This is a genomic window from Nocardioides sp. BE266, from assembly GCF_031457855.1.
In the GTDB taxonomy this organism is placed as follows: domain Bacteria; phylum Actinomycetota; class Actinomycetes; order Propionibacteriales; family Nocardioidaceae; genus Nocardioides.
Genome location: NZ_JAURTI010000001.1, coordinates 504,678 through 517,976, shown reverse-complemented (window position 1 = coordinate 517,976; position 13,299 = coordinate 504,678). Strand labels below are relative to the sequence as shown.

The 13,299-nt window shown below is 72.4% G+C and carries 9 protein-coding genes; 1 reads left to right on the top strand and 8 read right to left on the bottom strand.

Going from position 1 to position 13,299, the window contains the following annotated elements; all coding sequences use genetic code 11:
• The first annotated feature begins 93 nt into the window (after positions 1-93).
• On the top strand, positions 94-795 hold the full coding sequence (locus J2X46_RS02545; protein WP_310246515.1) for a TetR-like C-terminal domain-containing protein: 702 nt from the start codon (positions 94-96) through the stop codon (positions 793-795).
• Here J2X46_RS02545 and J2X46_RS02540 read toward each other — a convergent pair.
• The 8 genes from J2X46_RS02540 to J2X46_RS02505 all read right to left on the bottom strand — a co-directional run bounded on the left by J2X46_RS02540 (position 792) and on the right by J2X46_RS02505 (position 13,281).
• A complete protein-coding gene (locus J2X46_RS02540; RefSeq protein ID WP_310246512.1) occupies positions 792-2,486 on the bottom strand; it encodes an FAD-binding dehydrogenase in 1,695 nt (564 codons plus the stop codon). The two genes, J2X46_RS02545 and J2X46_RS02540, sit on opposite strands and share 4 nt — an antisense overlap.
• Positions 2,483-3,109 carry a helix-turn-helix domain-containing protein gene (locus J2X46_RS02535; RefSeq protein ID WP_310246509.1) on the bottom strand — a complete coding sequence of 209 codons (627 nt, stop codon included), beginning with the start codon at positions 3,107-3,109 and terminating at the stop codon, positions 2,483-2,485. The genes J2X46_RS02540 and J2X46_RS02535 overlap by 4 nt, the downstream gene beginning before the upstream one ends.
• A 194-nt stretch (positions 3,110-3,303) precedes the next feature.
• Entirely contained in the window at positions 3,304-5,076 is a 1,773-nt protein-coding gene (locus tag J2X46_RS02530) for an acetyl/propionyl/methylcrotonyl-CoA carboxylase subunit alpha (RefSeq protein WP_397212853.1), read from the bottom strand.
• A gap of 73 nt (positions 5,077-5,149) precedes the next feature.
• The gene (locus J2X46_RS02525) at positions 5,150-7,696 is read right to left on the bottom strand and encodes an AMP-binding protein (protein WP_310246504.1); all 2,547 of its coding nucleotides are present in this window, start codon (positions 7,694-7,696) and stop codon (positions 5,150-5,152) included.
• The gene (locus J2X46_RS02520; RefSeq protein ID WP_310246502.1) at positions 7,693-8,745 is read right to left on the bottom strand and encodes an ABC transporter ATP-binding protein; all 1,053 of its coding nucleotides are present in this window, start codon (positions 8,743-8,745) and stop codon (positions 7,693-7,695) included. The genes J2X46_RS02525 and J2X46_RS02520 overlap by 4 nt, the downstream gene beginning before the upstream one ends.
• 64 nt (positions 8,746-8,809) lie before the next feature.
• Entirely contained in the window at positions 8,810-10,357 is a 1,548-nt protein-coding gene (locus J2X46_RS02515) for an iron ABC transporter permease (protein WP_310246500.1), read from the bottom strand.
• A 31-nt stretch (positions 10,358-10,388) separates the two neighbouring features.
• Positions 10,389-11,414, bottom strand: a complete 1,026-nt coding sequence (locus J2X46_RS02510; RefSeq protein WP_310246498.1) for an iron ABC transporter substrate-binding protein — start codon at positions 11,412-11,414, stop codon at positions 10,389-10,391.
• A 154-nt stretch (positions 11,415-11,568) separates the two neighbouring features.
• A complete protein-coding gene (locus J2X46_RS02505) occupies positions 11,569-13,281 on the bottom strand; it encodes an alkaline phosphatase (RefSeq protein WP_310246496.1) in 1,713 nt (570 codons plus the stop codon).
• Between the last annotated feature and the right edge of the window lie 18 nt (positions 13,282-13,299).

Below are 13,299 nucleotides of genomic sequence, written 5' to 3'. Positions count from 1 at the left end.
CTCGTTTCGACCAGCATGCACCCCGTGTCGGCCAAATGCAAGAGCAGTGCTCACATTCGTCAGCAGTGCTTCCTGATGTGGCACACTCGTCCCATGAGCGACGCCTCCACACCCCGCAGCAGGGCTCGCGAGCAGACGATGCGCGACATCGTCCGCATCGGCCGGACACACCTCGCGACCGACGGCGCGGCCGCCCTGTCACTGCGCGCGGTCGCGCGCGACCTCGGCGTCGTGTCGTCCGCGGTCTACCGCTACGTCGAGAGCCGCGACGAGCTGCTGACCCTCCTCGTCGTCGACGGGTACGACGAGCTCGGCGACGCGGTCGACGCCGCCGTCGCGTCGGTCGAGCGGTCCGACCACGCGCGCCGGATGGTCGCCATCGGCCGGGCGGTCCGGGAGTGGGCGCTCGCCGAGCCGGCGACGTACGCCCTGCTGTTCGGCAGCCCCGTGCCCGGCTACGAAGCGCCGGCCGAGCGCACGACCGAGCCGGGCACGCGCGTGATCCGTCGGCTCGTCGAGGTGTGGGAGGACGCCTGGGTCGCCGGAGTGCTGACGGTCTCCGAGGACGCCGTCGGGGCGCGGCGGCTGGCGCGCGACCTGGCCCGGATCCGGCGCGAGCTCGGCATCACGGCCCCCGACGCCCTGGTCGCCCGCGGCATGCTCGCGTGGGCCGCGCTCTTCGGCTGCGTCAGCTTCGAGGTGTTCGGCCAGTACGGCGCCGACACCTTCTCCGACCCGAAGGACATCTTCGAGCACCACCTGGCCGCGCTGGTCGCGACCGTCGGGTTGGGCTAGCGAGCCAGCGCCCGACCCACCGCGCGGCCGGAGAAGATGCAGCCGCCGAGGAAGGTGCCCTCCAGCGCGTTGTAGCCGTGGACGCCGCCACCGCCGAAGCCGGCGACCTCGCCGGCGGCGTACAGGCCCGGGATCGGGGATCCGTCGGCTGCCACGCACTGACCGTCGAGGTTGGTCTCGAGCCCGCCGAGCGTCTTGCGGGACAGGATGTTGAGGCGTACGGCGATGAGCGGGCCGTGTGCCGGGTCGAGGACCTTGTGCGGCTTGGCGACGCGGATCAGCTTGTCGGTGCGGCTGCGGCGGGCGTTGTGGATCGCCATCACCTGGGCGTCCTTGGAGAAGGAGTTGTCCATCTCACGGTCGCGCGCAGTGATCTGCGTGCGCAGGTGGTCGACGTCGAGCTTCGGGCCGCGGGCGAGCTCGTTCATCCCCTCGACCAGCGTGTCGAGGTCGTCGGCGACGACGAAGTCGACGCCGTGCTCCTTGAACGCCTCGACCGGGCCGGGAGCACCCTTGGCGAGGCGGCTCTGGGCGAGGAACTTGAGGTCCTTGCCGGTGATGTCGGGGTTCTGCTCCGAGCCCGAGAGGGCGAACTCCTTCTCGATGATCGACTGCGTGAGCACGAACCACGAGTAGTCGTGGCCGGTGGCGAGGATCTGCTTCATGGCGCCGATCGAGTCGGCGCCCGGGACGCCGGACATGCCCTCCAAGCGCTTGCCGGTTGCGTCGAACCACATCGACGACGGGCCGGGCAGGATCCGGATGGCGTGGTCGGGCCAGACCGGGTCCCAGTTGTGGATGCCCTCGACGTAGGCCCACATCCGGTCCTTGTTGACCATCGTCGCGCCGGCGTCCTCGGCGATGCCCTGCATCCGCCCGTCGACGTGCGCGGGGACGCCGGAGATCATGTGGTCGGGCGCGGCACCGACCCGCTCGGTGGGCCAGTTGCGGCGCATGAGCTCGTGGTTGTGGCCGATGCCGCCGCTCGTCACGACGACCGCGGCGGCGCGGTGCTCGAAGGTGCCGGCCGCCTCGCGGGACGACTTCACGCCCCGCTCGGCGTCGTCGTCGGCGAGCACCGTGCCGCGTACGCCGACCACGGCGCCGTCCTCCACGACGACCTCGTCGACCTGGTGGCGGAAGGCGAACCGGACCAGTCCCTGGGTCTCGGCGCGCAGCACCGGCTCGGCGAAGATCCGGACGACCTCGGGGCCGGTGCCCCAGGTGAGGTGGAAGCGGGGGACCGAGTTGCCGTGCCCGGTCGCGCGGCCGTCGCCGCGCTCGGCCCATCCGACGAACGGCAGCGACTTGAGGCCGAGGTCGTGGAGGTAGGCGCGCTTGTCGCGGTGGGCGAAGTCGACGTACGCCTTCGCCCACTGCTGCGGCCAGTAGTCCTCGCCGCGACCGGGGCCGTCGGTGCCGTCGCCGAGGCGGTCGAACTGGGCCGAGCCCTGCCAGTCCTGCCACGCCAGCTCGGGGGAGTCCTTGATGCCCATCCGGCGCTGCTCGGGGCTGTCCACGAACAGCAGCCCGCCGAGGGACCACCAGGCCTGGCCGCCGAGGTTGTTGCGGTTCTCCTGGTCGAGCACCAGCACCTTCTTGCCGGCCAGCGCCAGCTCGTGGGTGGCGACCAGGCCGGCGAGTCCGGCGCCGACGACGATCGCGTCGGGGGTGAAGTCGGTCGTGGTCATCGGTGCTCCTGGGAGGGGTAGTGGCGGACGATCATCTCGGCGAGCAGGCGCAGCGCCCGCTCGACGGTGCGGCCGGGTGCGGCCGTGGGATCGGGGTCGAGGGCGGAGAAGGCCAGCCCGTCGAGCATGTTGACGACGATGCTCAGCACCGCGGCCAGGTCGTCGGCGGGCAGGCGGTCTCCCCAGAGGTCGGCGGCGGCGCCCAGCATCTGGGCCTGCAGCGACTCGCGGGCCGGGTGGAGCGCCGCGCGCAGCGAGTCGTCGGCCCGCGCCGCGACCAGCAGCTCGCGCCAGGTCTGGTTGACGGGGGAGAGGACCAGGCCGCGCAGGTGGCCCAGCACCGCGGCCACCTCGTCGGCGGAGTCGACGCCGGGGGAGCCGAGAGACCGGAACGCCTCGACCTGTCGGGTCGCGACGTGGTCGGCGGTCGCCACCAGCAGCGCCTGCCGGGTCGGGAAGTGCCGGAACAGCGCCCCCTGGCTCACGCCCGCCTCTGCGCAGACCGCGGCGGTCGAGGTGGCGGCGTACCCGCGCGTGGCGAGGCACGTCACCGTCGCGTCGAGGAGCGCGCCGATCGTGCCCTCGCGACGCTGCGCCTGCGTACGTCGCTCAGCCGTGGTCACACGGTGAAGTGTGACATAAAAAGTGAGTGCTCGCTATCTAAGTCGTGATGGGGCGGTGGTCCACCTACATTCCTGGACCGGCGAATGTGGGTCAGCCACCGTTCGCCGGGCGACACGCACGAGGCCTGAAATGAGCTGTGGCCCACCTACGTTCCGAGGGGTCGGAATGTAGGTGGGCCACCGCCCGGAAGAGGTCAGTCCTTGATCTCGCAGATGACGGCGCCGTTGGTGACGGTGGCGCCGACCTCGGCCTGGAGGCCGGTGACGGTGCCGGCCTTGTGGGCCTTGAGGGGCTGCTCCATCTTCATGGCTTCCATGACGACCACGACGTCGCCCTCGGCGACCGTCTGGCCCTCCTCGACGGAGACCTTCACGATGGTGCCCTGCATGGGCGAGGTGACCGCGTCGCCGGAGGCGGCCGCGCCAGCCTTCTTGGCGGACCGCTTGGCCTTCTTGGCACCGCTGCCGGCGCCGCCACCGACGGACAGCCCGCCGAGCCCGGCGGGGAGGACGACCTCGAGGCGACGGCCGCCGACCTCGACGGTGACCTTCTGCCGCTCACCGGCCTCCTCGGCCTCGGCCGAGTCGCCGGCGTAGGGCTCGAGCTGGTTGTCGAACTCCGTCTCGATCCACTGGGTGTAGACGGTGAACTCGCCCTCACCGGAGGGCGTGGACGGGCCGACGTAGGCCGGGTCGGACACGACGGCGCGGTGGAACGGGATGACGGTCGGCATGCCGTCGACGACGAACTCGTCGAGGGCGCGGCGCGAGCGCTCGAGGGCCTGGGTGCGGGTGGTGCCGGTGACAATGAGCTTGGCGATGAGGGAGTCGAACGAGCCGGGGATGGTCTCGCCGTTCTCGTAGCCGCCGTCGAGGCGTACGCCGGGACCGCTCGGCGGTGCCCACGCGGAGAGGGTGCCGGGTGCGGGCATGAAGTTGCGGCCGCCGTCCTCGGCGTTGATGCGGTACTCGATGGAGTGGCCGCGGATCTCGGGGTCGTCGTAGCCGAGCTCCTCGCCGGCGGCGATGCGGAACATCTCGCGCACGAGGTCGATGCCGGTGACCTCCTCGGAGACGCAGTGCTCGACCTGGAGGCGGGTGTTGACCTCGAGGAAGGAGATGGTGCCGTCCTGGGCGACGAGGAACTCGCAGGTGCCGGCGCCGTAGTAGCCGGCCTCCTTGAGGATCCGCTTGGACGACTCGTAGAGCTCGCTGAGCTGCTCGTCGGTCAGGAACGGGGCGGGGGCCTCCTCGACGAGCTTCTGGTTGCGGCGCTGGAGCGAGCAGTCGCGGGTGGAGACGACCACGACGTTGCCGTGCTGGTCGGCCAGGCACTGGGTCTCGACGTGGCGGGGCTTGTCGAGGAACTTCTCGACCAGGCACTCGCCGCGACCGAACGCGGTGACGGCCTCGCGGACGGCGGACTCGTAGGCGTCGGGGATCTCCTCGAGCGTGCGGGCGACCTTGAGGCCGCGACCGCCGCCGCCGAACACGGCCTTGATCGCGACCGGCAGGCCGTTGGCCTCGGCGAAGGCCACGACCTCGTCGGCGTCGGCGACCGGGTCCTTGGTGCCCGGCGCGAGCGGGGCGTTGGCGCGGTCGGCGATGTGCTTGGCCTTGGCCTTGTCGCCCAGCGCCTCGATCGCGGCCGGCGGCGGGCCGATCCAGATCAGCCCGGCGTCGATGACGGCCTGGGCGAAGTCGGCGTTCTCGGCGAGGAACCCGTAGCCCGGGTGGATCGAGTCGGCACCCGACTTCTCGGCGACCGCGATGATCTTGGCGATGTCGAGGTAGGAATCGGCCGGCGTCGCGCCGCCGAGGGAGTGCGCCTCGTCGGCGAGACGGACGAACAGCGCGTCGCGGTCGGGGTCGGCGTACACCGCGACGGAGCCGATGCCGGCGTCCTTGCAGGCGCGGATGACACGGACGGCGATCTCGCCACGGTTGGCGATCAGGACCTTCTTCAAGCTCACGCGGGACTCCTGGGCGGTGACACTGGGCGGGGCGGTGCGGTGGCCGGAATGCGTACCGCTGGGCAGGCTACCGCGACCGGAGGATGGCGCGACCGACAGCCTGATGCAGAGGACGTACGACGCGCCCGTAGGCGACGCCGACTGTGATCGACGCCACGAGCGCGAGCCACTGGTGGCCGGAGTCCTCGAGCGCGGGATAGACCTGCCAGTGGGTGAGGTAGATGAACAGGCTGGCCCCGGCGAGGATGCCCGCAGCACGCGCCAGCCATGACGGCAGCGAGACGTGCGGGACCCACAGCATCAGCAGGAAGCCGCCGAGCACGATGACCTCGCGGTGCGGCTGACCGAAGAAGCCGATCGTCAGCGCGGCCGCCAGCGCCGTCACCAGCAGCCGCTGCCGCGTGGTGGACGCTCGGGCGCCGGCCCAGCCGAGGACGAAGAAGAAGGCGACGACGAGGGTGGTGTAGCGCTCGGTCGGCCCGGCCCGGAGGCCGACCTCGGCGAACCGCGCGAGCGCAGCGACCGCGAGGACCGCGAGCGCGAACCGGAACGGCGTACGCCGTTCGAGCCGGTGCAGCGCGGGCACGCACGTGACCGCCAGGGCCGCGGCGGTGATCCAGATGAGCGACTCGAGGAACCATAGCTGCCACTGGTCGTCCCACTCCGAGCCGTTGACCAGCTCGCGGACGAAGAGCGCGGTGGTGAGGTCGTAGCTGCCGAGCAGCAGCGCGACCCCGCCGACCCACAGCACCGACGGCACGACGAGCTGGGCCAGGCCGGACAGGCCGTGCCGGCACCGGGTGCCGGCGTCGCCGGCCGCGGAGAGCTGGAAGCGCGCGAAGTTGAAGCCGGCCAGCGCGAGGAGGAGGTGGGCGCCGCCCTCGAGGGCGACGAGGTCGACGTGGCTGGCGACCACGAAGAGGATCGCCAGCGCGCGCAGCGCGACGGTCGTGTCGAGCCGCACCGTCCGGCGCCGGACCGGGCCGTCGACCACGGTCGCCCGCAGGCGCTCGAGCTCGCCGATGCTGCGCGTGTGCCACCCGGCCGGCAGTCCGCCCGGGAAGTGGTCGACGAGGCGGGTCGCGAGCTCGACGTAGGACAGTGAGTCGCCGCCGAGGTCGACGAACGAGTCGCCGTCGGCGGCGTCCGGGCGGCCGAGCACGCGCACGAAGTCGGCACGCACGGAGTCGGTGGCCGCCCCCTCCGCCGGGGCGGTGTCGGCCAGCTCGGCGAGGTCGCCGAGGGCGACGTAGTCGGGCTTGCCGGTCGCGGTGACCGGCAGCCGGTCGAGCACGGTGAGCCGGACCGCGTGGGCGGGCACGCCGCAGTGGCTGGTGACGAGCCCGCGAGCGGCGGTGCTGCCGCGCCCGCGGGTGAGGAAGACGTGCACCGACTTGTCGGTCGCCACGACGCGCGCGTGGCGGTCGACGGTGGCGCGCAAGGTGTGCTCGACGGCGTCGAGGTCGATGCGCAGGCCGAAGACCTTGCCGTAGCGGTTGCGGCGCCCGACCACCTCGAAGAGGCCGTCGGTGCACCGGGCGAGGTCGCCCGTGCGCAGCTCGGTGGTCTCCCGTCCGAGCGCGAGGTCGGCGGGGTGCTCCGCGTACCCGAGCATCACGTTGGGGCCGGAGTAGACGAGCTCGCCCACGCCGGGCCTGTCGTCCGCGGTCTCGTCGAGGCGCAGGTGGCCGCCGGGGACCGCGACGCCGATCGCAGCGGGGTGCTCCTCGGCAAGATCGGGCGGCAACCAGGCCATCCGCGCGGTCGCCTCGGTGGCGCCGTACATCACCACGAGGTCCCAGCCGCGGCCGCGGCCGAACCCGCTCCAGTGGCGTACGGCGTCGGGGTCGAGGCGGCCGCCGGCTTGGGTCACCTGACGCAGGGTCGGCAGCTCGCGGTCCTCGAAGCCGCTGGCCGCCAGCAGGTCGAAGGTGTGCGGGACGCCGGCGAAGCTGGTGGCGCCGGTGCGCCCGAACAGCTCCCAGAAGCACTCGTCGACCACGCTCAGCCCAGTCAGCACGACGCTCGCGCCGGCCAGGAGGTGCGAGTGGAGGACGGACAGGCCGTAGCAGTAGTGCAGCGGCAGCGTGGTGATCGCGCGGTCGGCCGGCGTGAGGGCGAGGTAGTCGGCGATGGCCGCGGCATTGCTGGCGACGTTGTCGCGCGAGAGCCGCACCAGCTTGGGCGACCCGGTGGTGCCGGAGGTGCTGAGCAGCAGCGCGAGGTCGGGGTGGAGGTCGTGGGCGCTCGCCGGGCGTCGTACGTCGTCGGGGGTGTCGGTCGTGCACACGATGTCGGGGTCGTAGGCCGCGACCATCGCCTCGAGCTGCGACGCGCGGGCGTCGGGCACGACGAGCGCGACGTGACCGTGCTGGAGCGCGGCGAGGTAGGCCACGAGCGAATCGAGCTGGTTGGCGCCCTCGACGAGCACCAGCCTGCGGGCGGGACCCCAGGTCGCGGCGCGGTCGGCGACGCGCGCGGCGAGGTCGGCGTGCGAGATCGCGACGCCGTCGGCGACGACCGCCGGGGCGTCGCCGAACGCGGCGTGCGGGAGGACCGGGCTCGGCGCGAGGGCCGGCCGGGTGGGAGCCGGCTGTGTGGGAGTGAGCGTCACGCGGAGCCCGCCGGTCGGTAGGCGCGGACCAGTCCGGTGACGCGCAGGTGCACGACGTCGCCGGGCGCGGGGTGGCGCACGCCGGACATGCGGGACAGCACGGACGTGCCGTCGGCCAGCCGGACCTGCACGGCGCAGTCGTGGCCGTAGTAGCTGACCTCCTCGACCTCGCCGCGCACGCCCTCGTCGTGCGCGAGGTCGACGTAGACCTGCTCGGGCCGGATCATCAGCGACACCGCGCCGGTGGCGGGCTCGGTGAGCACGACCTCGCCGAGGGCGCAGGTCGCGTGGGCCTCGTGGGCGGTGCCGGGCAGCACGACGGCGCGACCGACGAACTCGGCGACCTGCGGGTCGCTGGGGGAGAGGTAGACCTCGCTGGGGGCGGCCGACTGGACGAGCTGCCCGGCGCGCATCACCGCGACCTGGTCGGCCAGCGAGAGCGCCTCGTTCTGGTCGTGGGTGACGAGCAGGGCGGAGGTGTTGGTGGCCTCGAGCGCGCGTCGTACGGCACGCGAGGTGCTGCCGCGCAGGCTGGCGTCGAGGGACGAGAACGGCTCGTCGAGGAGTACGACGGCAGGCTGGGGCGCGAGCGACCGGGCCAGCGCCACGCGCTGCTGCTGGCCGCCGGACAGCTCGTCGGGGCGGCGGTCACGGAAGTCCGCCGGCAGCTCGACGAGGTCGAGCATCTCGGCGACCCGGTCGCGGCCGCTCGCGGTGCCACGGGCCTCCTTGGGCAGGCCGAAGGCGATGTTGGCGGCGACGTCGAGGTGCGGGAAGAGCGCGCCCTCCTGGGCGACGTAGCCCACTCGGCGGGCCTGCGGCGGCGCCGACCGGACGCCGTCGCCCGCGACCACGGTGTCGCCGAAGGCGATGCTGCCGGACTCGGGCACGAGGAAGCCGGCGATCAGGCGCAGCAGCGTGGTCTTGCCGCAGCCCGACGGGCCGAGCACGGTCGTGAACGAGCCGTGGGGGACGACGAGCGTGACGCCGTCGACCGCGCGGGTCGTGCCGAACGACTTGGTCACGCCGGTGATGGTCAGCGAGCTCATTCGGGGTCCCCGCGGTGTTGTTCGGAGGAGCGCAGCGGGGGAGAAGAACGCCGTGGGGTGAAGATCATGCGGGCACCCTTTCCGGGTCGTCGGAGCGCATCAGCAGCACCGTGGCGGGGATCGAGACCAGCACGAGCAGCAGCGCGTAGGGCGCGGCGGCGCCGTAGCGGAGCTCGGAGGAGGCCGACCAGAACTCGGTGGCCAGCGTGCGGGTGCCGATCGGGGAGAGCATCAGCGTGGCGGTGAGCTCGGTGGAGATGGCGAGGAACACCAGCGCCGCGCCGGCGCCGAGGCTCGGCGCGATCAGCGGCAGCGTCACCCGGCGGGCGGTCGCGAGCGGGCCGACCCCCAGGCTGTGCGCGACGTCGTCGAGCACTGCCGGCGCTTGCTCCAGCCCGGCACGCACGGTCACCACCGCACGCGGCAGGAAGAGGATGGCGTACGCCGCGACGAGGAGGCCGGCCGTCTGGTAGACGACCGGCACCAGGCGCAGCGACGCCACGACGAGGGCAAGGCCGACCACGATGCCGGGCAGGGCGTTGGCGACGTAGGTGCTGCGCTCGATCAGGGTGCTCGCCCAGCCGCGGTGGCGCACGGCGAGCCAGACGACCGGCACCGCGGCGAAGGTGGTGACCACGGCTCCGGCCAGTGCGAGCACGATCGTGGCGACGAGCGCCTCGGTCAGGTCGGCCAGCGGGAACTCCGTCGACGTGCCCACCGCGAGCCACCGCACCAGCGAGAACGCGGGTACGCCGATGGCGAGCAGGACGACGACGCCGAGGCCGGCCAGGGCGGGCAGGCGCCACGGCCCGAGCTCGACCGGGACCGACGCGCGCGCGGCACCGCGCCCGACGCGGGCGTAGCGCCGGTCGCCGCGCAGGCGGAGCTCGGCGAGGAGGAGGAACAGGCAGAGCAGCACGAGCACGCCGGCCATCGCGGTGGCCGCGGCGCCGTTGAAGGTCGAGCCGTACTGGTCGTAGATGGCGGTGGTGAAGGTCGGGAAGCGGAGCAGCGACAGCGCGCCGAACTCCGCGAGCAGGTGCAGGCCGACGAGCAGCGCACCGCCGAGCAGGGCGGGGCGGAGCTGGGGAAGGACGACCGTGCGGAACGTGCGGGCCCGCGAGTGGCCGAGCGACCAGGCCGACTCCTCGAGCGCGGGGTCGAGCCGGCGGAGCATCGCGACCACAGGGAGGTAGACGAGCGGGTAGTACGACAGCGTGACGACGCCGAACGCGCCGCCGAAGCCGTGGACGCTGCGGTCGAGCGAGACCCAGGCGTAGCCGTTGACGAAGGCGGGCACGGCGAGGGGCGCGACGAGCAGGCCGTGCCAGAGCCGGCGGCCGGGGAGGTCGGTGCGCTCGACCAGCACCGCCAGCACGACGCCGAGCGCCGCGGTGGCCGCCATGCACGCGGCAGCGAGGGTGATCGTGTTGCGGAGCAGCTCGCCGATGCGCGGGCGGGCCAGCAGGTGCCAGAGGTCGGCCGAGCCGATGATCACGACGTAGGTGGCCACGTAGCCCAGCGGCACCAGCGCCAGGAGTGCGACGACCGCCCCCGCCGCGAGCAGCAGGGGCGGCGTACGACGCCCGGTGGTGGTCGATGTCGTGGTCATGGTCGTGCCCAGGGTCAGGCGGTCCCGTCGCTCAGAGCAGGCCGGCGGCCGTCATCAGGTCGGTGACCTGCGGGCCGTTCAGGCTGGAGACGTCGACCGTCGGGGGCTCGAGCTCGTCGAACGGCTTGACCTCGGGGTTGAGGCTCGCGTCGGGGTTGAGCGGGTACTCCAGGGCGTACGACTCCGCCATCGCCTGCTGGGCCTCGGTGCCGGTCAGCCAGGTGACGAACTCCTCGGCGGCGTCCTGGTGCTCGCTGCTGGCGAGGATGCCGGCGCCGGAGATGCTCAGGAAGGCGCCCGGGTCCTGGTTGCCGAAGAAGTGCAGGTCGGAGCTGTCGGAGTCCGAGCCGTTCTCGGCGCGGTCGCGGTACCAGTAGTACGAGTACGCGATGCCGGCGTCGACCTCGCCGGAGTTCACGGACTGCATGACGACGAGGTTGTTCTGCACGATCACGCCGTTGTCCTTGAGCCCGGCCAGCCAGTCGGCGGTCGCCTGCTCGCCCTCGAGCGCGAGGACGGCGGACACGATCGCCTGGAAGTCGGCGCCGGTGGGCGAGAAGGCCACGCGGCCCTTCCACTCGGGCTTCGCGAAGTCGAGGATCGAGGCCGGCATGTCGGCGTCGGTCATCGAGTCGGTGTTGTACATCGCGACGGTCGAGCGGCCGAGGAAGCCGGTCCACATGCGGTCGGAGGGGACGTACTCGTCCGGGATGGTCGCGGTCGCCGACTCGGGCAGCTCGGTGAACAGGCCCGCGTTGTCGACGATGCTCATCGCCGGGGAGTTCTCGGTGAGGAACACGTCGGCGGGGGAGTCCTTGCCCTCCTCGACGATCTGGTTGGCCATCTCGAGGTCCTTGCCGTTGCGGAGCTCGACGTCGAGGCCGGACTCCTCCTCGAAGAGCGGCACCAGCTCGTCGAGCAGCTGCTCGTGCTGGGCGTTGTAGATCACCAGGTCGGGCGACCCGAAGACGCCGCACCCCGACAGGGTCGAGGCGGCGAGCAGGGTGCTGGCGAGGGCGACGCCGGCGCGGGAGGCGCGGCGGGGGGAGGTCGTCATGGGGGTGCCTCACGTGTCAGGACTTTGCTTAGGCTGGCCTAACAGTAGACCTGCGGCGTCGGGGGCGAGGAATCGCGTCCGGCCTGTGACGTGCCACGACCGCGGACCCCGAGAAGGGCCGCGGTCGCGGGTGTGGTGCGGGTGGTGCTGTGGGTCAGCGCACGGTGAGGGTGCGGGTCAGCGTGCTGCGGCCGCCGGGGCCGGTGGCGGTGACCTTGACCTGCACGGCGCCCTTGCGCAGCTGCGGCAGCTTGAACGAGCCGCCGGTGGCCGACAGCTCCTTCTTGGTCGTGTCCTTGCCCTGCTTGATCCGGACCGTGACCTCGGTCGCGTCACCGACGGTGACCGCGAGCCAGGTCTCGGCGCCCCGGGAGACCTTCTTCGGCGCGGCCAGCCAGATCGCCGGCTTGTCCGCCGGGGCCGTGGTCGGGGCCGGGGTGGTGGGCTGGGTGGTCGGCGACGCGGTGACGGTGACCGTCGGTCCCGAGGTCGGCAGGGTGCTGGGCGTGCGGCCGAGCATGGTGCCGAACAGGTCGGTCTGGTCGATCACGCCGGTCACGTTGGCGGCCTGCGGGCCGATCGCGGCGACGCGGATCTGGGCACCGGTGTGGGTGGCCTGCTGCGGCGGCGTACCGGCGTACGACGACGAGTACGCCACCGTCATCGGGTCGCCGTCGACGGTGGTGACCGTCGCGGTGGCGCTGCCGCCGTAGTTGTCCATCACGATCTGGGTCGAGTGGGCATGGTCGCCGGTGACGATGACCAGCGTGTCGGGGTGCGCATTCTGGTAGTCCAGCGCGGTCTTCACGGCCTGGTCGAGCTCCTCGAGCTCACCGATGGCGCCGCAGATGTCGCGCTCGTGCTCGGCCTTGTCGACGCTCGCGCCCTCGACCTGCAGGAAGAAGCCGTTCGGGTTGTCGAGCAGGTCGATCGCCTTGTCGGTCATCGAGGCGAGTGTGGGCTGGGTGCCTCGGCTCTGCTCGACGCAGGCGCCCGTGTCGGCGGTGCCGCCGTTGACGGCGACGCGCGGGGCGTACTTGCGGGTCATGTGGCTCGGGCTGAACAGGCCGAGCACCGGGCCGCCGGAGAGGCTGGTGATCGCGTCGAGCTCGGAGGCCGTGGCGACCGAGCGGTAGCCCTTCTTGGTCTGCGCGTAGCTCAGGACCGTCTCCGAGCCGTCCTCGAGCAGCTTGGCGTAGCGGTTGCTGCCGCCACCGAGGAGGACGTCGACCTTGTTGTCGACGAGCTGCTCGGCGATCGAGCCGAGTCCGCCGGCGGACTTCTTGGCCGAGGGGCACGCGGTCATCACGGTCGGGTCCTGGCAGGCGCGCGCGTTGATGTGCGACGCGGCGGCGGCCGGGGTGGCGTCGGTGATCTCGGCGGTGGAGACGTCGCCGGTCAGCTTGCCCATCAACTTGTACTTCTCCAGCACCGTCTCGTAGTCGGTGCCCGCCACGTTGTCGGCGGCCGAGGGGCCCTGGGAGATGCGGCCGTCGACGGTCTTCTTGCCGGTGGACCAGCCGCTGGCGGTCGGGGCGGAGTCGGACACGTAGGCGATCGGGTAGTCGGGGCCCGCGCCGACCTTGAGGCCGTACGTCGTCATGGCGCCGGTGAACGGCAGCTCGTCGAGCGCCAGCCGGCCGGCGGCGCCGACGGAGTAGTTGCGCGCGGCGGTGATCATCGAGTCGTCCATGCCGTCGCCGATGAGCAGGATGACGCTCTTGGGCTTGGCAGGGTTGATCTGCTTGGCCAGGTCGGCCGAGCGGTCCTGGGTGAACCCCATGGGCACCGCGGTGGCGGCGACGACGCCGACCGCCAGTGCGGCTGCGGCACCGGCGGCCAGGGTGGGGATGGAGAGACGCTTCACGTCCGAAAGTCCTTTCAG